At 59.9% G+C, this 19,565-nt stretch carries 19 protein-coding genes; 12 read left to right on the top strand and 7 right to left on the bottom strand.

Annotated elements, in window-relative coordinates:
- The first annotated feature begins 41 nt into the window (after window positions 1–41).
- The 3 genes from ACK59Z_RS02745 to ACK59Z_RS02735 all read left to right on the top strand — a co-directional run bounded on the left by ACK59Z_RS02745 (window position 42) and on the right by ACK59Z_RS02735 (window position 2,154).
- Complete coding sequence (locus ACK59Z_RS02745; RefSeq protein WP_108191050.1) at window positions 42–932, top strand: LysR family transcriptional regulator; 891 nt, start codon at window positions 42–44, stop codon at window positions 930–932.
- A gap of 113 nt (window positions 933–1,045) precedes the next feature.
- Window positions 1,046–1,624: a TetR/AcrR family transcriptional regulator gene (locus ACK59Z_RS02740; protein ID WP_108191049.1), complete on the top strand. Its 579-nt coding sequence runs from the start codon at window positions 1,046–1,048 to the stop codon at window positions 1,622–1,624.
- A gap of 53 nt (window positions 1,625–1,677) precedes the next feature.
- Window positions 1,678–2,154: a nuclear transport factor 2 family protein gene (locus ACK59Z_RS02735; protein WP_003248177.1), complete on the top strand. Its 477-nt coding sequence runs from the start codon at window positions 1,678–1,680 to the stop codon at window positions 2,152–2,154.
- 112 nt (window positions 2,155–2,266) lie between these two features.
- Here the strand turns inward: ACK59Z_RS02735 and ACK59Z_RS02730 are convergent, their stop codons facing one another.
- On the bottom strand, window positions 2,267–3,133 hold the full coding sequence (locus ACK59Z_RS02730) for a DMT family transporter (protein ID WP_003248175.1): 867 nt from the start codon (window positions 3,131–3,133) through the stop codon (window positions 2,267–2,269).
- A gap of 121 nt (window positions 3,134–3,254) precedes the next feature.
- Here ACK59Z_RS02730 and ACK59Z_RS02725 point away from each other — a divergent pair, with 121 nt between their 5' ends.
- On the top strand, window positions 3,255–4,637 hold the full coding sequence (locus ACK59Z_RS02725) for a PLP-dependent aminotransferase family protein (protein WP_409292341.1): 1,383 nt from the start codon (window positions 3,255–3,257) through the stop codon (window positions 4,635–4,637).
- Window positions 4,638–4,765: 128 nt separating this feature from the next.
- Here ACK59Z_RS02725 and ACK59Z_RS02720 read toward each other — a convergent pair whose 3' ends face one another.
- The gene (locus ACK59Z_RS02720; protein ID WP_014756475.1) at window positions 4,766–6,100 is read right to left on the bottom strand and encodes a HAMP domain-containing sensor histidine kinase; all 1,335 of its coding nucleotides are present in this window, start codon (window positions 6,098–6,100) and stop codon (window positions 4,766–4,768) included.
- Window positions 6,097–6,756: a response regulator transcription factor gene (locus tag ACK59Z_RS02715; protein ID WP_003248169.1), complete on the bottom strand. Its 660-nt coding sequence runs from the start codon at window positions 6,754–6,756 to the stop codon at window positions 6,097–6,099. The genes ACK59Z_RS02720 and ACK59Z_RS02715 overlap by 4 nt, the downstream gene beginning before the upstream one ends.
- A gap of 132 nt (window positions 6,757–6,888) precedes the next feature.
- Here ACK59Z_RS02715 and ACK59Z_RS02710 point away from each other — a divergent pair, with 132 nt between their 5' ends.
- The 6 genes from ACK59Z_RS02710 (at window position 6,889) to ACK59Z_RS02685 (ending at window position 12,394) form a co-directional block, all read left to right on the top strand.
- Window positions 6,889–7,212, top strand: a complete 324-nt coding sequence (locus ACK59Z_RS02710) for a PepSY domain-containing protein (protein WP_003248168.1) — start codon at window positions 6,889–6,891, stop codon at window positions 7,210–7,212.
- A 91-nt stretch (window positions 7,213–7,303) separates the two neighbouring features.
- A complete protein-coding gene (locus tag ACK59Z_RS02705) occupies window positions 7,304–7,774 on the top strand; it encodes a DUF2271 domain-containing protein (protein ID WP_003248166.1) in 471 nt (156 codons plus the stop codon).
- Between the two features lie 25 nt (window positions 7,775–7,799).
- On the top strand, window positions 7,800–9,980 hold the full coding sequence (locus ACK59Z_RS02700) for a PepSY domain-containing protein (protein WP_108191046.1): 2,181 nt from the start codon (window positions 7,800–7,802) through the stop codon (window positions 9,978–9,980).
- Window positions 9,970–10,935, top strand: coding sequence for an FAD:protein FMN transferase (locus ACK59Z_RS02695; protein WP_047604930.1), 966 nt, complete (start codon window positions 9,970–9,972; stop codon window positions 10,933–10,935). Before ACK59Z_RS02700 ends, ACK59Z_RS02695 begins: the two co-directional genes overlap by 11 nt.
- A gap of 69 nt (window positions 10,936–11,004) precedes the next feature.
- Window positions 11,005–11,706, top strand: a complete 702-nt coding sequence (locus ACK59Z_RS02690; RefSeq protein ID WP_003248160.1) for a VIT family protein — start codon at window positions 11,005–11,007, stop codon at window positions 11,704–11,706.
- Between the two features lie 211 nt (window positions 11,707–11,917).
- On the top strand, window positions 11,918–12,394 hold the full coding sequence (locus ACK59Z_RS02685; protein ID WP_108191044.1) for a GNAT family N-acetyltransferase: 477 nt from the start codon (window positions 11,918–11,920) through the stop codon (window positions 12,392–12,394).
- Between the two features lie 72 nt (window positions 12,395–12,466).
- On the opposite strand, the gene ACK59Z_RS02680 is transcribed toward ACK59Z_RS02685, so the two are convergent.
- From ACK59Z_RS02680 to ACK59Z_RS02670, 3 genes are read right to left on the bottom strand one after another with little or no spacing between them, the layout of a single operon-like run.
- On the bottom strand, window positions 12,467–13,870 hold the full coding sequence (locus ACK59Z_RS02680; protein ID WP_003248156.1) for an ATP-binding protein: 1,404 nt from the start codon (window positions 13,868–13,870) through the stop codon (window positions 12,467–12,469).
- Entirely contained in the window at window positions 13,867–15,681 is a 1,815-nt protein-coding gene (locus tag ACK59Z_RS02675) for a DAHL domain-containing protein (protein WP_108191043.1), read from the bottom strand. Before ACK59Z_RS02675 ends, ACK59Z_RS02680 begins: the two co-directional genes overlap by 4 nt.
- Window positions 15,678–16,676 (bottom strand): cytochrome-c peroxidase, encoded by a 999-nt coding sequence (locus ACK59Z_RS02670; RefSeq protein ID WP_108191042.1) that lies wholly within the window; start codon window positions 16,674–16,676, stop codon window positions 15,678–15,680. The genes ACK59Z_RS02675 and ACK59Z_RS02670 overlap by 4 nt, the downstream gene beginning before the upstream one ends.
- 197 nt (window positions 16,677–16,873) lie before the next feature.
- Here ACK59Z_RS02670 and ACK59Z_RS02665 point away from each other — a divergent pair, with 197 nt between their 5' ends.
- The gene (locus ACK59Z_RS02665) at window positions 16,874–18,244 is read left to right on the top strand and encodes an HD domain-containing phosphohydrolase (protein WP_409292337.1); all 1,371 of its coding nucleotides are present in this window, start codon (window positions 16,874–16,876) and stop codon (window positions 18,242–18,244) included.
- A gap of 120 nt (window positions 18,245–18,364) precedes the next feature.
- Window positions 18,365–19,030: an SOS response-associated peptidase gene (locus ACK59Z_RS02660; protein ID WP_108191041.1), complete on the top strand. Its 666-nt coding sequence runs from the start codon at window positions 18,365–18,367 to the stop codon at window positions 19,028–19,030.
- Between the two features lie 272 nt (window positions 19,031–19,302).
- Here ACK59Z_RS02660 and ACK59Z_RS02655 read toward each other — a convergent pair whose 3' ends face one another.
- Window positions 19,303–19,560: a hypothetical protein gene (locus ACK59Z_RS02655; RefSeq protein WP_100773845.1), complete on the bottom strand. Its 258-nt coding sequence runs from the start codon at window positions 19,558–19,560 to the stop codon at window positions 19,303–19,305.
- Window positions 19,561–19,565 lie beyond the last annotated feature (5 nt).

Raw genomic sequence — 19,565 nt, 5'->3', positions numbered from 1 at the left:
AACGGGCCCTGCCCGTCAACACTTTCATTGCAGGAGTGATAATGATCCGTCTCGACGACCTGGGCATCTTCGTTCGCAGCGCCGCGCTGGGCAGCTTTACCGCGGCGGCCCGCGAGGCCGATCTGCTACCCGGCCAGGCGGCCGAAGCAGTCAAGCGCCTGGAGCGTGAGCTGGATGTGCGATTGTTTGCCCGCACCACGCGCAGCTTGCGCCTCACAGCCGAAGGCGAGCAGTACCTGCCCTCGGCCCTGATTGCCCTGGAAGCCCTCAGGCACGGGCGCGACAACCTGCGTCAGGAAAGCGCCCAGCTCAGCGGAACGTTGCAGGTGGCCGCGCCCTCCGATCTGGGGCGCAACGTGCTGCTGCCCTGGCTCACGGCGTTTCGCCGAGAGCATCCCCAGTTGAATCTGCGCTTCTTTCTCTCCGACCAGATCGCCGATCTGTTCCGCGATCCGGTGGATATCGCCATCCGCTATGGCCTGAACGCCGACGCCAACTATGTAGCCCTGCCACTGGCACCTTGGAACCGCAAGGTACTGGTGGCCTCGCCCGAGTACCTGGCGCGGGAAGGCACCGTGCAAGCCCCCGAAGATCTGCTCGAACACCAGTGCCTGCTGTACATGCAACAGGGCCGGGTCTACGACAAGTGGCAACTGGGTACGCAGACCGTCCAGGTGCGTGGCGCCCTGCTCTGCGACGACGCCGATATTGCCCGGCGCTGGGCCGTGGGCGGCGAAGGGATAACCTACAAGTCGTGGCTGGATGTGAGCGACGATGTGCTGGCGGGAAGACTTGTCGTGCTATTGCAGGACTACCCCGGGCCGACCATGCCTTTGAACCTGGTGTGCCCGCACCGCAAGCAGTTGTCGCCTGCGGTAAGGCACCTGCACGCCTGGTTATCCAGCCGCTTCGCCGAACTGGAGCGCGACTGATCAGCGGGAAGCCAGCCGCCCTGATCGAAAGCACGCCGGCCCCCCGCTTGCACGCAATCGAATAATTTCAAGCGCTGCTTGACCAGGGAGAACGATCGTTCTACTCTGGCTACATGGATAAGCCAATGACTGACACACGCGAAAAAATCCTGGCGACTGCCGAGAAGCTGATTTACGAAAACGGGATTCACGCCACGGGCATGGACCTGTTGGTAAAGACCTCGGGCGTCGCCCGTAAAAGTATTTATCGCTATTTTGCGAATAAAGACGACGTAGCAGCAGCGGCACTCAATGCCCGCGATATACGTTGGATGACGTGGTTCAGAAGTGAATGCGAAAAAGCACAAACGCCAGAAGCGCGCATCCTTGGTATTTTTGATGCCCTCAAAAGCTGGTTCGAGTCAGACGGTTTTCGCGGATGTGCTTTTATCAACACAGCCGGAGAGGTGGGTGACGCAGACGATCCTGTTCGACAGATCGCAAAACTGCATAAACAAAAGCTGCTGGACTACACGCTAGAACTGACCAGCGCATTAGGTGTTAACGATCCGACTGGCTTGGCCAAGCAACTTCTTTTGATTATAGAGGGCACGATAACCGTGGCCCACGTCATGGGTGATCACACCGCGCTCGACAGTGCACGAGAAATCACAAAGGTCTTGCTCAAGGACGTGCAGCGCGCAAGCGCTTAAAGTTAAAGAAATACCCACTCAACTGAACCATCCAAACGATTGGAGGCACCACCATGTCCAACGAACACGCTCGTCCGCCACTTCCTCCTTTCACTCGCGAATCGGCGATTGAAAAGGTCCGACTCGCTGAGGATGGTTGGAATACCCGCGAACCCGAAAAGATTGCCCTGGCCTATACGGTGGACACCCAATGGCGTAACCGTGCCGAGTTTGCAAACAACCGTGAAGAAGCTCGGGACTTCCTCACTCGCAAGTGGAAGAAAGAACTGGACTACCGCTTGATCAAAGAGCTCTGGGCCTTCACCGACAACCGCATCGCCGTCCGTTACGCCTACGAGTGGCACGACGATTCGGGCAACTGGTTCCGCTCCTACGGCAACGAAAACTGGGAATTTGAAGCCGACGGCTTGATGCATCGCCGCTTTGCCTGCATCAACGACATGCCCATCAAGGAAAGCGAGCGAAAGTTCCACTGGCCACTGGGTCGCCGTCCGGATGATCACCCAGGTCTGAGTGAACTGGGCCTGTAATTCAGGTTTAACCTGATCCTTTTACATAAAGGATCAGGTGTTTTGTGCAACTCAGCCCGGGGTCAGACGGCGGGGGCTATACCCAACTGTTTGACTGGGCATGACGCTGTGCTTAGGCATATTTCCTGGCCCCGTAAACACAGATGACAGCCCCCAGCGTCACGAGCAGCATCGTCCAGCTGACATGCTCGTGCAAAAGCAACGCTGCCAGCCCAAGCCCCATGAACGGCTGAAAGAGTTGCAGTTGACCCACAGCCGCAATCCCCCCCTGGACGAGCCCTCGGTACCAGAAGACAAACCCGATCAGCATGCTGAACAGTGAAACGTAGCCAAAGCTGAGCCATGCAGGAGCACTTACCCTGGCAAAGTCATCAGGGGCTGGAAGATTGACCACCGTCAGCAGCAGCATGACCGGTAACGCTACAAGCAATGCCCAACTGATTACCTGCCAACCACCCAATGTCCGCGAGAGGCGCGCCCCTTCGGCATAGCCCAAACCACAGACCACAACCGCAGCCAACATCAGCAGATCGCCCACCGCCGATGCCTCGCCTCCGTTCATCAAGGCATAGCCAACGACCAGCCCGGCACCTGTCAACGAGCACAACCAGAACAGTGGCCGAGGTCGCTCACCGCCCCGCAGAACCGCAAATACTGCGGTACACAATGGCAGGAGCCCGACAAAAACAATGGAATGAGCAGAGGTGATGTGCTGGAGGGCGAATGCTGTCAGTAGCGGGAAACCGATAACGACGCCGAGCGCTGTTACGGCCAATGGCGACAAATCCCCCCGTTTGGGGCGAGGCTGCCGTAGCACGATCAGGAAAAGCGCACCCAGCATGGCGGCAATTGTTGCCCTGGCACAGGTCAGGAACGTAGGTTCGAAAGCCGTGACTGCCACTCGGGTGGCCGGCAACGAGCCTGCAAAGATGGCGACGCCTATGAAACCATTGAGCCATCCGCTTGCTGATTTTTCCATCGGTAAGTCCTCGATAAGCCAAGGTTCAGTACATCACCGACAGGCTCGCCCAGGCCATGTACAATCCAATACACTTAAACCGAACTGTTAGGCATATTTATCCAGCACAGTTGAGGGTGTGATGAAACGGAGCGCAACGCGAATTCGAACTGTCATGGGTGAGATCCAGTCGCGGATAGCCTCTCGAACCTACACCCCGGGCGCGAGAATCCCCTCGGTCCGCGCGATGGCTCAGGCCATGCAAGTGTCGGTTTCTACGGTGCTTGAGGCCTATGAAAGGTTGATGGCAGAGGGTGTACTCAACTCTCGCCCTGGCTCCGGCTTTTACGTAGCCGGGCCAGTGGCACCCCTGGTGCTCACCGAACTCGGCCCAAGACTTGATCGTGAAGTGGACCCGCTGTGGATCTCGCGCCAGTCTCTAGACACCGCTAGCGATGCGTTGAAACCGGGGTGCGGGTGGCTACCGGCCTCCTGGATGTTCGAAGCCGGCTTGCGCAAGGCGCTTCGCACCGTTGCCCGTTCAGACACGTCCAAACTGACGGAGTACGCCTCGCCACTTGGGCATCTGCCGCTCAGGCAGTTCCTGTCACGCAAGCTGACAGGGATCGGGGTCGAAGCCCCTCTTGAACAGATCATGCTCACTGAGTCCGGCACCCACGCCATCGACCTGATCTGCCGTTTTCTGCTTGAGCCGGGGGACACTGTGCTGGTCGACGACCCCTGCTATTTCAATTTTCACGCATTGCTGAAAGCGCACAGGGTGAACATCGTAGGCGTTCCCTACACCGCGACGGGCCCGGACATCGATGCTTTCGGCGCGGCGCTGCTCGCGCATTCTCCCCGGTTGTACATAACCAATTCAGGCATTCACAACCCGACCGGCGCTACCCTGTCTCCGGTCACGGCACACAGGTTGCTGAAGCTGGCCGACAACTCCAGCCTGGTGATTGTAGAGGACGACATCTTCGGGGATTTCGAGAGTGCGCCAGCGCCACGGCTGTCTGCCTTCGATGGCCTCTCTCGTGTCATCCAGATCGGTAGCTTTTCCAAGACCATCTCCGCTTCGATTCGATGCGGCTACATCGCGGCTCGCAGTGACTGGATCGAGAGCCTGGTCGATCTCAAGATTGCGACCACATTCGGGGGTGGCCGCCTGGCCGCGGACATCATCCATCTGGCGATTACCGACAGCGGGTACCGGAAACACATGGAAAGTGTTCGCCTCAGGCTGGCCGAGGCTATGGACAGAACGGTAGCGAGGCTTCGGGCCATTGGCATCGAGCCCTGGATAACGCCCCAGTCAGGCATGTACGTCTGGTGCCAACTCCCTCAAGGCAAGGATGCAGCAACGCTGGCTCGGGCTTGCTTGAATGAAGGTGTAGTGCTGGCGCCTGGTAACGCGTTCAGCCAGTCGATGGCTGCGGGTGATTTCCTCCGTTTCAACGTTGCCCAATCAGGTGATGCCAAAATTTACGACGTGTTGAAACGGGCGCTGAGTGCTTAGTCGCGTGACCATCCCCGTTCTGCCTGAGCAAGGATCGTTAGATGCACGCCTTCATCTCCTTACATTCAACCTGACCAAGGCTCGGGTATCAGGAAAGCACTGTTGAACGTAGTGAGTTCCAGGGTCTTTCAGGATGGGGCAAGCGGTAACCAGATGCAGACTTCAAACCCATCGCGTCGACCTGTTGCCGGGGAGAACAATGCCATGCGCGCGTTTACCCCCTGCACGATGGTTTTGGCAATCGCCAAGCCCAGCCCTGAACCACTGATCTCACTGTGACCGCGCACAAAACGCTCGGTCAGGTGCTCTAATACAGACTGCGGCACTGCCGGGCCGCTGTTGACTACCCGCAGCTGTGCCTGATCGGTGAGACTGACTTCGACCGGTTGGTCCGTTGCACCATACTTCAGCGCATTCTCAATCAGGTTGCGCAGCAGGATGCCAAACGCGTCCGGGTCAATGATCGAGTACACGCCGGCCTGACTTGGCAACTGCAACTCGATGCGCTGCCCGCTGCGCTGGTTCCACTCGTCGACGCCGTGGGCAAGCAACGGAATCAGGTCTTGTGGCGTTTCGGACAACAGCCCGCCGCCCTCCGCTTTGGCCAACTGCATGAGCTTTTCTGAAAGCCTTGAAAGCTCGCGCAACGCCTGCTCGATCTTCTGCGCACGCAGTCGCAGCGGACCTTCCGGCGCTTCGTGGTGTAACCGCTGGATCTGCGCCAGGGTCGAGGCCAATGGTGTGCGCAGCTCGTGAGCGCTGTTGGCGGTAAAGCTGCGCTCGGCCTCAAGGGCGTTGCGTAAGCGCTCCAGCAGGTGATTGACCGCCTCCGCCAACGGATCGATTTCTGCTGGCAGGTGCGCCACCTTGATCGGCGACAAGTCACCCACACCGCGCGTTTCAATGGCACGACGATAAGCCCGCACGCTGCGCAGGCTGAAACGTACAAACAACCAAGTGCCCGCCAGGCTGACAGGAATCAACACCATTAGAGGCAACAACAACGCAAACAAGGCCTCCCGCGCGGCTTCACGACGATGACCAAGCGGTTCGGCCATCTCGATGAACAGTGTCTGGCGCAATGCGCTAGCGCCATACAATCGGTATTTTTCAGAAGTGGAAAAACCTTCAGACGGTTGTCGGTTGAAAATCTCCGGGTTGGCGTCGTGAGATTGCATCAGGATCTTGCCCTTGGCGTCGCGCACCAGGTAAGTCAGGTACTCCTTGTGCATCTTCAGCGTCGCGACGTGTTGTGCAGTCCGGGATTCTTCCCGATTGCTGATTTCCAGCACAGCCAAGGGCAGGATGCGTTGTGCTGTCTCTTCCAAGGCGCTATCGAACGCTTCGTTCAACTCATGCCGCACCACGAGCCAGGCCCCCACTGTCGCTACCAGCCAGAGTAAGGTCATACCAAGCGTCAGCCCCAGGCCGAGACGTATCTGCAGGCTCGAAGACGGCTTCATGCGGACATTAACCGGTAGCCCATGCCTCGCACGGTTTCGATCAGTTCGCGTCCGAGTTTTTTACGTAGACGGCTGATGTATACCTCGATGGTATTGCTCTCGATTTCAGCGCCGAACGCATACAGCCGCTCTTCGAGCTGCGACTTTGACAGCAGTGCGCTGGGGCGCTGCACAAACGCTTCGAACAGCGCCCATTCCCGCGCCGTGAGGTCCACCGTCGCACTGCCCCGCTGCACCGTGCGGGCACTCATGTCGACCTGCAAATCACCGAGTTTGATCTGTGGATTGGGGTTGCCGCTATAACGGCGACCCACCGCTGCCACGCGGGCCGAGAGTTCAAACAGGTCGAACGGTTTGACCAGGTAGTCATCGGCGCCAGCGTTCAGGCCGGCGATACGATCGGAAATCTGATCCTGGGCGGTCAGGATAATCACGGGGGTCACGTCTCCTGCCGCGCGTTGTTGACGCAGAAAGTCCAACCCGCGCCCGTCCGGAAGCATCAGGTCCAGCAAGATCAGGTCGTAAGGCGTGGTGCGGACGCTGTTGCGCGCGTGGTCCAGGCGCTGTACCCAATCGACGGCGTGGCCGTCATCGGCAATTTGTTCGCGCACCGCTTCACCCAGGCCTGGAGCGTCCTCAACCAATAGAACCCGCATCTGACATCTCCTGAGATGGTTGCCTTGCAGCACCTTAATCGCCTTGCCTGATGTGAATCTGAAGATTCAGCTGGCTGTCAGGTAGGCACTTTAGGTTATGCCACAGACGCCGCCCTCGACAGGAGACAAGTCATGAAATCCGGTTTTATTGCCAATGCCACGCTGTTGGGCTTGCTGGTCAGCGGTTACGCCCTGGCCGGTGACGACTGCAGCGACCCAGTAAGCGACTGGCAGCCTCGCGAAACCTTGCGTCAGCAGGTAGAGCGGCAATACGGCTGGCGCGTGCAGCGCATCAAGGTCGACGACGGCTGTTACGAACTCAAGGGCCTGGACCGCAAGGGCAATGACATCGAAGCCAGCTACTCCCCGGCATCGCTGCGCCTGAAGACACTCGAGGTCCATTTGCGCAATGACGGCGATGCCAATGACTATCTCGGCAGCCCGCTCGCCGAATGACAACTCACCTGTCTATGAGTTTTCCTGCCGTTCAGGTTGCTGTCAGCCGGCAGGTCCAGGCTCTCGACCTGACGATCAAGAGGACACGCTCATGAAGAAGATCATCGCAGCAACCTGCCTCATCGGCGCCATTACCCTACCGGCGCTGGCCCAGGCCCGTGAAGTGACCCTGACCACGCAGCTCAAGGACTACAGCGGCAATGATGCCTACCTGGCGATCTACGTCACCGACGCCAATGGCCAGTACCAGAAAACCCTCTGGGTGGCCGGCAAGAAGGCCAAATATTACAAGCACCTGGCCGACTGGGCCCGGGGCAGCGGGATGAACCCGAGCGAATTCGACGGGGTCAGCGGCGCCAGCGTCGGCAGTGGGGGCACGCTGAAAGTCAGCGTAGAACTGGCGGACACGCTGATTGATGCCGGGTATCAGATCCGCATCGACAGCGCCGTCGAGGACAAACGCGACGCCCGCGGCGATGTCAGCGTGCCGCTGACCTCCAAGGGCGCAGGCAAGCCCGCGACCGGCAATGCCTACGTCGACGCCTTTACTTACGACCTGTAGCACCCGCCACCTCCGGAGGCTGAACATGCTTCGTCAGTTCCATTCCCTTCCTGGCCTGATCGCCGCCCTGTTGGTCATGGTATTGGCCATCAGCGGCGCGATTCTGTCTGTCGAGCCGGCGCTGGAGCGTCTGCACAGCACGTCCACTTCTGCCGGGCAACTCAACGTCGGCCAACTTGCCGGGCGCGTGGCCAACCACTTTACGGGGGTGGAGCAGATCCAGCGCTCAGCGTCCGGCACGGTGATCGTCTACTACAACCAGAACGGCAAGGCCGGGGCGGAGAAGGTCGACCCACTGACCGGCCAAGGGCTCGCCCCTTACGAGCCATCCGCGTTCACCCGCTGGGTGAAAGACCTGCACCGCTCGCTGTTCCTTGGCACGCCGGGCCATGGGGTGTCGGGTGTTGGTGCCCTGCTCATGCTGGCGCTGTCAGTGTCCGGCGCGCTATTGCTGGCCCGACGCCTGGGTGGCTGGCGCAACCTGCTACGGCCGCTGCGGGGCACTTTCAGCCAGCGCTGGCATGCTGAAGTCGGGCGACTGGCCTTGCTCGGGCTGTTGTTGTCGGCACTGAGCGGGGCCTACCTGTCCGCCACCACGTTTGGTTTTATCGCCGACGGCAGTCAAGCTGAACCCGCCTTCCCTGCCCACGTCAGCGCCGGCCCGGCCTTGCCGGTGACAAAACTGCAGGCCTTGCAAGCCACCGACCTGAACGACCTGCGCGAGCTGGTCTACCCGAGCCCCGGCAACCCTCGCGATGTGTTTTCCCTGCGCACAGCACAGGGCGATGGCTACGTGGACCAGGCCAGCGGCGCCTTGCTGTCCTATCAAGCCCACGACCCAATGCTCAACCTCTATGAATTGATCTACCAGTTGCACACTGGCGAAGGCCTCTGGTGGCTGGGCCTGCTGCTCGGGCTCTGCGCCCTCTGCGTGCCGTTGATGAGCGTGACCGGCATTCTGTTATGGTGGCGCCGCCGCAAAGCTGGCCCGCGCCTCCGCCACAACAGCCCTGCTCATGCCGCCGACAGCGTGATTCTGGTGGGCAGTGAAAACAACAGCACCTGGGGTTTTGCCAAAACCTTGCATGACGCCTTGCACCAGAGCGGCCATCAGGTGCACAGCGCGGCGATGAATGACTGGTTGGGCGATTACCCTAATACCAAACGAGTGTTCATCCTCACCGCGACCCACGGTGACGGCGATGCGCCGGCCTCGGCTTCGCAGTTCCTGACGCGGCTGGCCAAAACCGGCGTCAAGCCCGGCCTACCCTTTGCAGTACTGGGCCTGGGCGACCGCCAATTTGCGCGATTCTGTCGGTACGCCCATCAAGTGCAGCATGCGATGTTGCAGGCCGGTGGCTCGCCATTGCTGGGGCTGGAGACAGTCAACCGCCAGTGCCCTCAGGCGTTTGCGCGTTGGGGCCACGCGCTGGGCGACGTGTTGGGGCAGGCGCTGGCGCTGGTTCACACCCCGCAGCAGCCGCGCACCCATTCATTGGAGCTGACAGAGCGGATTGCCTATGGCGAACAGGTCAATGCACCGACCCATGTCCTGCGCTTCAACGCTCGCGGCGGACTGCCGAATTTTCTGGCCGGCGACCTAGTCGGTATTCTGCCCCCGGGCAGCCCAATCCCGCGCTTCTACTCGCTGGCCAGTGGCGCCCAGGACGGCGTGCTGGAGATCTGTGTGCGTAAACACAACGGGGGCATGTGCTCGGAGTTTCTTCACGGCCTGGACATTGGCGCGCAGATTGACGCCTTCATTCAGCCCAACCCGCAATTTCGTCCGGCATCGGGCACGCACCCGGTAATTCTGATCGGCGCCGGTACCGGTATTGGCCCTTTGGCCGGTTTTATCCGCGACAACAAGGCCCGACACCCGATGCACCTGTATTGGGGCGGGCGCAACCCGGCCTCGGACTTTCTCTACGAACCGGAGCTCAACCAATACTTGTCGGACCGCCGCCTGACGCAATTGCACGCCGCCTTTTCTCAAGTCCAGGAGCGCAGCTACGTACAAGACCGGCTGATCAGTGATGCCCTCGCCTTGCGCCGGCTGATTGAAAAAGGTGCCCAAGTGCTGGTGTGTGGCAGTCGCGAAATGGCCAAAGGCGTGATGCAGGCCCTGGATGAAGTCTTGGCGCCCCTCAACCTCAGCGTGCTGATCCTCAAGGCACAAGGACGCTACCGTGAAGATGTCTACTGAGTTGCAGCGTTATAGCCTGAACGGCGAAACCATGGGCACCCGCTACACCGCCCTGTTTTATGCCGGGGCCGGGATGGATACCGACGAACTTGGCCAGCAGTTGGCCCGCGCCGTGGCCCGGGTGGACCAGCAAATGTCCACCTGGAAACCCGAGTCGGACCTTAACCGCCTCAATGCCGCCCCCGAGCAGGAATGGGTATCGGTGCCCAAGGAACTGGTCACGGTGCTGTCTGCTGCATTGCGCGTCAGCCGGCAATCCGGCGGCGCCTTCGACATCGCTGTCGGTGACCTGGTGAGCGCGTGGGGCTTCGGCCCAGCGGCGCGGCAGGTCACAACGCAGGTGATCGATTCCCCTGCGCCGCGCACCCGGCTGTTAGCCAGCGGCGCATTGGAGGTTGAGCCACAACGCAACCAGGTGCGCAAGCGCGTGCCGCTGAGCCTTGACTTGAGTGGGATTGCCAAAGGGTTTGGCGTGGATGAACTGGCCCGTTGCCTGGAAGGTTCAGGTATCACGCGGTACTTGGTCGGTATCGATGGCGAGATGCGCGCCCGGGGCGTCAAACCTGACGGACAATGCTGGGTCGTGGCGCTGGAAAAGCCCAAAAGGGGCGTGCGGGAAGTCATGGGCGTCATGGCGCTTAGCGATATGTCAATCGCGACCTCCGGGGACTACCGGCAGTGGGTCGACATAGCCGGTCAGTCCTATGCTCACACCATGAACCCGGCCACCGGCGCACCACTGTGCAACGCGCTCGCCGCCGTTACCGTGGTGGCGACCTCGTGCATGCTCGCCGATGCCTGGGCCACGGCGCTGATGGTCCTGGGCGAAACCGAGGGCCCTCGTCTGGCTCAGGAACGCGGGATGGACGCACTGTTCGTGCTGCGCGAAGGTGAGCAGTTCAGGGAAATATCCATTGTCGGCGGACAGCTGCAGGTGCAAATTGAAGCCCGCTGACGCCGGCTGCCGGCCCGCTCGGCACCCGTGCAACGTGAACCGCCTGATGACAGGGAGCCGCGTCAAACAATGAAATTCATGCACAGGCACACCGAGGCACACAGAAGTGATCGTATCGGCTGGCTACGCGCCGCTGTCCTGGGTGCCAACGACGGCATTGTCTCTACCGCCAGCCTGCTGATTGGGGTCGCGGCGGCCAACGCCAGCCACGCCACGTTGCTGGTCACCGGAATGGCGGGGCTGATGGCCGGGGCCATGTCCATGGCCGCTGGCGAGTACATTTCGGTGCACTCCCAGGCCGATACCGAGCGGGCGGACCTGTCCCGCGAACGGGCAGAACTGGCCAGCGACCCGAAAGCTGAGCACGCCGAACTCGCCAACATCTACATGCAGCGTGGGGTAGCACCCGAGCTGGCACATCAAGTGGCCGATCAATTGATGGCCCATGACGCATTGGGCTCCCACGCCCGCGACGAACTGGGCATCAGCGCCACGCTCACCGCCAAACCGTTGCAGGCCGCCCTGGCGTCCGCCGCGAGCTTCGTGGTGGGCGCCGCCTTGCCGCTGGCGGTGACGTTTGTCGCACCGGAGCACAGCGTGGGCCCCTGGATATCGGGCATGTCATTGGTATTTCTCGGGTCATTGGGGGCTATTGCCGCCAAGGCTGGCGGGGCCAGCATCATGACGGGCGCCTGGCGGGTGACCTTCTGGGGGGCGTTGGCCATGGGCGTCACGGCACTGGTGGGGCACTTGTTTGGCGCGGTGGTCTAGCGCGTGAATCGGGCCTCAGGCCGCGCCATTGGCGGCCTATGCATCGATCCTGCCTAATACCGTTCGGCCAGGGCGCAGAACTCAGCGTCGGAGTATTCGGCCCAGTTTCTTCGATGTCATGAATTGTCTCAGCTGGTACGAATCTGAAGATTGAAAAGGGGCAATGGCAGGCGCTATAAATCAGGTTTAAAGCCGTTCGACAAGGCACATCATGCAGCTGCATTTCCGGCGTCTGAGCGACGCCCCCATCGCCGACATCATCGCACTCAACAACAACCCCGATGTCTTGCGCCAAATGCCCTTGGGTCGTCCCGACTTTGACGAACGCAAATGCAAGGTGTGGGTTGCCCAAAAAGAGGCCCAATGGGCACTGAATGGCTATGGTCCCTGGGCTTTTTTCGTTGACGGTCAATTCGCCGGCTGGGGTGGCCTGCAGCAGGAAGACGGCGACGCTGATCTTGCCTTGGTGCTTCATCCAGACTACTGGGGGCTTGGCAGAGTGATTTTCGATGAGATCGTACGGCGCGCTTTCCAGGAGATGGGGCTAGCGTCCATTACCCTATTGCTTCCATTAACCAGAACTCGAATCAAAGGTATTCTTCGCCTGGGGTTTTGCCTTGACGCAGAGGTGGATATCGACGGCACGCCCTTCTTACGCTATCGGCTACTCGCCACCGCAAAACATTGACTGGTTGGCGGCATCGCCGGTGCACGCCCCCTGCCCTAGTTGGGTTGTGGTATACCCACCTTGTGTGCCCTGTCACAGCGTTGCGCTCTGCTTAACCGGCAGTTGTACACGAAACGTTGTTCCCACTCCGACCTGGCTTGATACGGATATCTCTCCTCCGTGTTTCTTTACAATGCCGTAGGAAAGGGACAGGCCTAGCCCGGTTCCTTGGCCGACGGGCTTGGTGGTGAAAAAAGGATCGAAGATTTTCTTGATGTTCTCCGGTGCTATCCCAGCGCCTGTATCCGCAACGTCGATGCACACCCAGGCGCCTTGATGAACAGTGCCCAATGTGATGGTGCCCCGCTCGGGGCCCATGGCTTGGACGGCATTGAGCACAAGGTTCATTATCACTTGGTTGATCTGCGACGGCAGGCATTCGACAGGGGGTAACGGCTGGTACCGTTTTACCACGTCGGCTTTATGTTTCAGCTCGCTCGCGACGATGTTGAGCGTGGAGTCAATGCCCTGCTGCAAATCGGCTAATTGCCACTGCTGAGCGTTGTCAACGCGCGAGAAGTCTTTGAGGTCCTTGACGATATGCGCCACTCGACCGATTCCGTCCTTGGACTCCTTGATGAGGATCGGGATGTCTTCCATGAGGAATTCCAGCTCAGTCTGCTCACGAAGCCTTTGCAAGCGCCCAGTGGTTTCGTTTGCGCCGAGCATCAGTTCGGCCTCGCGATAGGCGTCGAGCATCGCTAACAGTTGTTGAAAGTACCCTCCCAGAGTGCCCAGGTTGGAGGACACGAAACCGATCGGATTGTTGATCTCGTGCGCCACGCCGGCGGCCATCTGCCCCAACGAGGCGAGCTTCTCCGATTGCACCAGCTGGCTTTCCAGCTGCTTGCGCTCCTCGATCTCCTGCTGCAGCGCCTCGCTGGCTTGGGTCAGTTGCTGGGTACGCCGCTCTACCCGCTGTTCGAGCTGGTGCATTTTCAGCGAGGCTCGTTGGGTCATTTCCCACTTGGTCAGCAAGGTGCTGGCCATTTGCTGGACCTCGATGTTGTCGAACGGTTTTTTCAGGATCAGCAGGCGATCGTGGGCCTGCAGCCGGTCGAGCAACTCATCCCAGGAATAGTCCGAGTAGGCGGTGCAGACGACTACCTGCAACAGCGGGTCCTCTTCCCACAGGTGCTCAATGGTTTGAGCGCCATCCCATCCACCTGGCATACGCATGTCGACGAAGGCTAACGCGTAAGGCTTGCTGGCCTGCAGCGCACGCTTCAGCAGGCCGAGCCCTTCCTCACCGCCATAGGCTGAATCGAGTTCGAATACCGGTCGGTCGTTCTTGATCTGCTCGCCAAACAACAACCCTTCCATCTCGTCCAGTTCTGTGTTCTGCGCTTTGGCCGGGGCAAGGATCTTGCGAAAATCCTCGTGGATAGTCGGCATGTCATCAATCAGCAGGATCCGGCGATTGGTCAGGTCACTCATGCAGGCTCCGTCACCGCGATCAGCGGGATCCTCAGGGTAAAGACAGCACCCAGGCCAGGGCCGTCGCTGTGTGCGGTCAGGTGACCATTCATCTCGATGGCGGCCAAGGCGCAACTGTGCAAGCCGAAGCCATGCCCGTCTTTGCGCGTGGTGAAGCCATGGGCAAAGATCTTCTGCAGGTTTTCGGGCGCAATGCCTTCGCCTTCGTCCAGCACGCTCATTTCCAGCAAGCCCCCCTCAATGATGCGCGTCCTGAGGATCATCGTCCGTGGGTCGCTGCCGGGGCCGGACATGGCGTACTTGGCGTTGCTGATCAGGTTGATCAGTATCAGCAACAGCCGATGCCGGTCGCCCATCACCAGAGGCAGATCTGCGAAGTCGCGCACTACCCTCACCTGATGCCGGATCAACGCGCCTGCGTTCATGCGCAGCGCGTCCTCGACCAGGTCGTTGACCGACAGCGGCACTGGCACATTTTTAGCCCCGGCGTAGGATTGCTGGGTGGCCACCACTTCCTTGATGTGGTCGATGCTCTTGTTCATCCGCTCCAGCTCGATCACCATCTCCTTCTGCTCCTCGGCGATCGCCTCGGTCAGCTGGTGGAGGTAGCCGGGAAGCAACCGGCCTCTGGGATCCTCGTCGAGAAACCGACCGATGTCAGTGGCATGCTCGCGGAACAGTTGCATGGCCTTGCCCAAACCCTGGGTTTTGCTGCTGCGCAACGTTCGAGCGATCAGATCAGAGGATGTGTTCACGCTGTTGAGCACGTTGCCCACGTTGTGCAACACATTGGTAGCGATCTCCGCCATGCCTGCTTGGCGCGCCGCGTTAAGCAATTCGCTCTGAGCGTTTCTGAGTTCCAGGGTGCGATCCTCGACCCGCTGTTCCAGGACGTCATTGGCGCTTTGCAACGCATTGTTGACCCGTCTCACCTCGGCGAAGCTGCGCACCAGCAGCGCAGCCAGGCAAATGACCGAGAACATCAGCAAGCCGGATAGCCATAACGTGTAGAGATGGTTTTTACGGTTGATCCTTTCAACCTGCTGTTGATCCCTGTCCAGGAGGCTGGTGATCGTATCCAGGCGTTCAGCAACCGGGATCGCCTCGATCTGTTCGAGCAGGCGGTTGACGACAGGTTGCTCGCGCAGGATCAACGCCACGTGATTACTCAACAAATTGAGGGGCGTGTGGAATTCTTTGGGCAGGTTCTGCGCGTTAACAGCCAGGTTACCTAACCCCACCTCTGTCTCGGCAGCCCTTTCCACAGAGGTAACCTGCGCGAACTCCAGGGCACTTAGCAACAGGTCATAAGTGTCAGCAACGAATACGTGTACCTCCGGCCGATTCGGGGCCAGCATGGTGTTGATCTGGGCCTGAATACCGTCCTCGGCTGTGGGTAGAAATGCCAACGAATTTCGCAGCAAGGCATTGTGCGATTTGAATTGCTCCACGAGCCGAGCCTTTTCCCCAAACGCAGAGAGAAAACCGTCATAGGCATCGCGCCACTGGTCTGCGTCAACGCGCCCTTGTTCGGCTTCCCGGCTGTCGAATCGTGCCCACAGCCGCTTCATCTCCTTGAGGGGGGTCACGAGTGGATCATAGTTATGAGAGACGGCTACCCGGGCCTTGAGCACCTCGTTTTCCCACACAGCATCCTGTTGCTTGAGCTGACGAATGAGATCTCGGGATTCGTTGTAGGTCTGGGTCTGCTCTGACCCGGAATTCAGGTACAGGTACAGCAGCATCGACGCCAGTACAAGGACCAACCCACTGAATAGAATCAGGCTTGTGCGCCGGGAAATCACCCTCATGGCTGACCCGCCTTTTCAGCAGTAAGGGTTTTGAGGAACAGCATGATGAGCCTGCGGTCCTCATCACTTGGGATTCGTCCAAGCTGATACTGAAACATCACGTCAATCGCACGCTCCAGTGTAGGCGCCGAGCCATCGTGAAAATAGGGCGCGGTCATCGCCACATTGCGCAGGCTCGGCACTTTGAACACGCCCCGGTCGGCCTCCTCTCCGGTCACGTTGAAGCGGCCCTGATCCGCCTCGGTGGGGTTGCCGCGGTCCGCGATGTAGTCGCCGAACACGCCAAATTTCTGGAACATGTTGCCCCCAATATTCACCCCTTGGTGGCAGGCGATGCAGCCATAGTCCTTGAAGCGCTGGTAGCCATATTTTTCCTCCAGGGTAAGCGCCTCGGTATCGCCCTGCAGGTAACGATCGAAGCGTGCGCCAGGGGTAAGAAGCGTCCTTTGGTAATCGGCCAACGCGCTGAGGATGTTGTCCTTTGTCACCGCGTCCGGGTAGGCATCCTTGAACGCCTGGCGGTAATGCACGTCTGCAGCGATGCGCTGCTCGATCACGCGCCAGTCTCCGCCCATCTCGTGAGCGCTGGTGATCACGGCCTCCCCCTGCTCCTCGAGTGACTCGACCCGGCCATTCCAGAATTGTCGGAAATTTAGGCTGGCATTGAGTACCGTTGGCGTATTGAGCGTAAGCGGCAGGCCATCTGCCCCTATGGAAAACGCCCGGTCATCGGCCCCGTACTTGTCCAGACGGTGACAGCTGGCGCAGGACCGTGTGCCGTTGCGCGACAACCGCGGATCGTTGAACAACTGGCGGCCCAACTCGACACGCCCAGGTGCCAGAGTGGGTATCGGAGGCAGCGGCTTGAGCGGCTCGTCCAGCGGCTCCGCCCCGCTGCCTCCGCTCAGAACGAGCAGCACCCACAGGCCCAGACAACGGCGCAAGCGCTGCAGGTGAAGAGCGGAACGATAACGACAGGTTGTGCGCGCTGACATCCGGGAGAATCCTTTTCCCTGGGCTGACGGACTTACAGAAGGGTGGTGCCATGCCGTCAGGTTAGATGCCTTCCAGACAATTTGCCTGCCACCCGCCACACCTTGCCCGGCACCTGTCACGAAAAAATGAACTAGCCTTTGACCTAAGCGCTCGTTGAGCTCGAGTGCCTCCATCGATCGATCACGTGAGGCCTGCCATGGACGTGCAACCGCCCCTGATTTCACCCTATCGGCCGACCGTGTTGCTGGTAGACGACGAGGAGTCGATCCTTAACAGTCTGCGTCGGCTATTGCGTGGCCAACCCTATGACGTGAAGCTGGCGACCAGCGGAGAGCAGGCACTGGCGCAGATGGCCGAGGGCCCGGTTGATCTGGTGATGAGCGATGCGCGCATGCCCGGGATGGACGGCGCCACCTTGTTGGCACAGATCAATCAGCATCACCCATCGACCGTCAGGATCTTGCTGACCGGCTATGCCGACCCAAGCGCAATCATCAAGGCCGTCAATGACGGTCAAATCCACCGTTACATCAGCAAGCCCTGGAACGACGACGAATTGCTGATGACCTTGCGCCAGGCCCTGGACCACCAGCATTCCGAACGCGAGCGCCAACGCCTGGAGCTGCTGGCACGTCGGCAGAACGCCCAGTTGAGACTGCTCAATAACGACTTGGAGAAACGCGTTGCAGCCCGTACCGCGGAGCTGCAGCAGACCGCTGACATGCTCGATCTGGCCTACGAAGAACTGAAACACAGCTATGTGACCGGGACCGAGGTGTTCTCGATGTTGGCTAATCTGCGGCTGCCTCCAGCCAAGCAGACCAATCGACAGATCATCGAACTGGTGCGTTGCTACTGTCGGGTCCACGCCTTGGACGAGGCGATAAGCCGCGATCTGGTCATGGCTGCGGCGCTGTACAACATAGGCAAATTGAGTTGGCCGGATAGCATGATCGTAGCCCCATCGGACCAGCTGATGCACGGCGACCGCGACCGCTATCGCGACTACCCACGCCAAAGTGAAGCGCTGCTGATGACCCTTGAGCCCATGAAAGATGCCGCGCGCCTGATCCTGCATCATCAGGAGCACTGGGACGGCAGCGGTTTCCCGGACCGGCTCAAAGGTGAAGCTATCCCGTTCGGCGCTCGCTTGCTCAAGCTGGCCGTGGACTTCGTTGAGCTGCAACGGGGTTTGATTCTTGAACGGCAGATGAACAGCGATGAGGCCTTGCTCTACCTGCGCAAGTACGCCGACCGGTTGTATGACCCGGCGCTCCTTGAGGATTTCGTCCAGGTTTGCGCCTCGTTCCACAGCGATATCACCCTGGTGGACCCTGAAGTCAAGGTGTGTACCACCCGTGACCTGGCGCCGGGAATGGTGCTTGCGCGCAACCTGAACGCCGACAACGGCATGTTGCTGCTTAACGCCGGCAAGGTTTTGAGCGCCGCACTGGTGGAAAAGCTGGTGGCCTTTGAATCGATGGAAGGCGGTAAGTACTGCATTTTTGTAAGGGTCCCTTTGAACGACCCTATAACGCCTGGAAGATCAGACTTGGCGCCGTGTTGAAGGAGGGGGGGCGCTCATTCAGCCCGGCACCGTCAGAACTGCGCGTACAGCACCACGTCGGCGTCATCCACACCGGCAATACACCCAAGCGCTATGCTTGCTCTGGCAGGAGGGTTGCGCATGTGTGGAAGGTTGAGTCAGTACCGAGGCATACACGACTTTGTCGAAACCCTGAGCCTGCCAGAGGCCTGGCGGAACAACGTCGGCGACCAGCCACTTGGCCGGTACAACGTCGCGCCGACCACCCCGGTGGCAGTGCTGCGAGTGGATGAAGCAGGCCCGCGGGCGGACCTGGTGAGATGGGGCTGGCGGCCGCATTGGGCGACCGACCGTGCCGCGCCGATCAACGCCAGGGTCGAAAAGGTGGCACACGGCCCCTTCTTCCGGGCGATCTGGCCGCACCGAGGCATAACGCCGATCGACGGCTGGTATGAATGGGTCGATGAAGGCGGACCGAAGAAACAGCCGTACTACATCCGACGCCGGGACGGGCGCCCTTCCCTTTGCGCCAGCATCGGCCAGTTCGCTGGCAGCGAGCATGATGGGTTCGTCATCATTACGGCCGATGCCCAGGGCGGAATGGTGGATGTGCACGACCGCAGGCCAGTGGTTTTGGCCCCAGACCTTGCGCGTGAGTGGATGCAAACCGCGATGCCCGGGGAACAGGCCGAGCAGATGGTGCTGAACCTGGGTGAGCCAGCCGAGGCCTTCGAGTGGTATCGAGTGAGCAAAGCCATTGGCAATGTGCGCAACCAAGGCGCCGAGCTGATACAGCCGCTTCAGTGAAGCGGTAGTAGACCATGCTGGCCCTAGTACTGGCAGCGCAACATCATCGACCACAGATGTGCAGGGTTTCGACTCGGGGACCGCGTCGACTTGGAACCCGCGCAGCACGACGACTGGTAACACCACCGTCCACAATGGCACTTGCCCAAGCCGTTACTGTTGAAATGGCACGACTCGACGAACAGGGAATACCATTATCGAAGGCTGTACAGATTCCAAGGCAGTCGACCTGCCCGTGGTTGCGGTGGGTCCGATCGCAGGCCTCGGCGAACTCACCTGGCAGAACAAGCTCCGCTTTTCTGACTTTCCACGTACTGTTCAGCCATAACCTTCCCTTCGAGAATGGCTTCTGTCGAAGAGGAGAAGGGTCGACTCACACGCAGGGTTCGCGCCGTTGCGCCCGGCTTCCCTACCTCGACCAACATCCCCGTGGGAAATTCGACGCTCGACTCCCACAGCACGTAAATCGATGCCTGGTAACCAAGGTAGGCATGCACGTAAAGGTCATGACTGGTGGACTGAAGGCTCATCACTT

The organism is Pseudomonas sp. KCJK9058, assembly GCF_046230975.1.
Classification (GTDB): Bacteria; Pseudomonadota; Gammaproteobacteria; order Pseudomonadales; family Pseudomonadaceae; genus Aquipseudomonas; species Aquipseudomonas alloputida.
This window is presented reverse-complemented; position numbering and strand designations above follow the sequence as displayed.